General features: G+C 70.6%; 1 protein-coding gene. It reads right to left on the bottom strand.

What is annotated here, in order from left to right; translation table 11 throughout:
• Positions 1 to 52: 52 nt before the first annotated feature.
• Positions 53 to 1,423: an L-serine ammonia-lyase gene (locus GUY60_RS37615; protein WP_161705987.1), complete on the bottom strand. Its 1,371-nt coding sequence runs from the start codon at positions 1,421 to 1,423 to the stop codon at positions 53 to 55.
• Positions 1,424 to 1,495 lie beyond the last annotated feature (72 nt).

Raw genomic sequence — 1,495 nt, 5'->3', positions numbered from 1 at the left:
GCCCCGGTCCGTGACCGGGGCGCCCTCCTCGTATCCAGGCTTCAGCAGCAGCTCAGCACTCGATGATGTTCACCGCGAGCCCGCCGCGCGCCGTCTCCTTGTACTTGACGCTCATGTCGGCGCCCGTCTCCTTCATGGTCTTGATGACCTTGTCGAGGGACACCTTGTGGGAGCCGTCGCCGCGCATCGCCATCTTCGCGGCGGTGACGGCCTTCACCGCGGCCATGCCGTTGCGCTCGATGCACGGGATCTGGACGAGGCCGCCGACCGGGTCGCAGGTCAGGCCGAGGTTGTGCTCCATGCCGATCTCGGCGGCGTTCTCGACCTGCTCGGGGGAGCCGCCGAGGACCTCCGCGAGGGCGCCCGCGGCCATCGAGCAGGCCGAGCCGACCTCGCCCTGGCAGCCGACCTCGGCGCCGGAGATCGACGCGTTCTCCTTGAACAGCATGCCGATCGCGCCCGCGGCGAGCAGGAAGCGGACGACGCCCTCCTCGTCCGCGCCGGGCACGAAGTTCACGTAGTAGTGCAGCACCGCCGGGATGATGCCCGCGGCGCCGTTCGTCGGGGCGGTCACGACGCGGCCGCCCGCGGCGTTCTCCTCGTTGACGGCCATCGCGTAGAGCGTGATCCACTCCATCGCGTGCGCCAGCGGGTCGCCCTCGGCGCGGAGCTGGCGGGCGGAGGTGGCGGCGCGGCGGCGGACCTTGAGACCGCCGGGGAGGATGCCCTCGCGGGACATGCCGCGCGAGACACAGGACTGCATGACGCCCCAGATGTCGAGGAGCCCGGCCCGGATCTCGTCCTCGGTGCGCCAGGCCTTCTCGTTCTCCAGCATCAGCGCGGAGATGGACAGGCCGGTCTCCTCGGTGAGGCGGAGCAGCTCGTCGCCCGTGCGGAACGGGTGCTTCAGGACCGTGTCGTCGAGCACGATCGGGTTCTCGCCCGCCACAGCGTCCTCGTCGACGACGAAGCCGCCGCCCACCGAGTAGTACGTCTTCTCCAGGACGAGGGCGCCCTCGCGGTCGTACGCGAAGACCGTCATGCCGTTGGCGTGGTACGGCAGGGCCTTGCGGCGGTGGAGTATCAGGTCCGTGTCGAAGTCGAAGGCGATGTCGTGGACGCCGAGGACGTTGAGGCGGCCCGTGCGCTTGATCGTCTCGACACGGTCGTCGGCGGTCTCCACGTCGACGCTGCGCGGGGATTCGCCCTCCAGGCCGAGGAGGACCGCCTTGGGGGTGCCGTGTCCGTGACCGGTGGCGCCGAGGGAGCCGTACAGCTCGGCTCGTACGGCGGTGGTGTGGGCCAGCAGGCCCTCGTTCTTCAGGCGGCTCGCGAACATGCGGGCGGCGCGCATCGGGCCGACCGTGTGGGAGCTGGACGGGCCGATACCGACCGAGAACAGGTCGAAGACCGAGATGGCCACGGGAACTCCAAGGGTGGGTCGGCAGACGCCGTCGTCTGCCGGAGGTGGTGCTGAGGGGCAGGGGTGCGGGGT

It is taken from the genome of Streptomyces boluensis, assembly GCF_009908195.1.
Lineage (GTDB): Bacteria > Actinomycetota > Actinomycetes > Streptomycetales > Streptomycetaceae > Streptomyces > Streptomyces boluensis.
The sequence above is the reverse complement of the archived record's forward strand: the minus strand, read 5'-3'. Positions and strand labels throughout refer to the sequence as shown.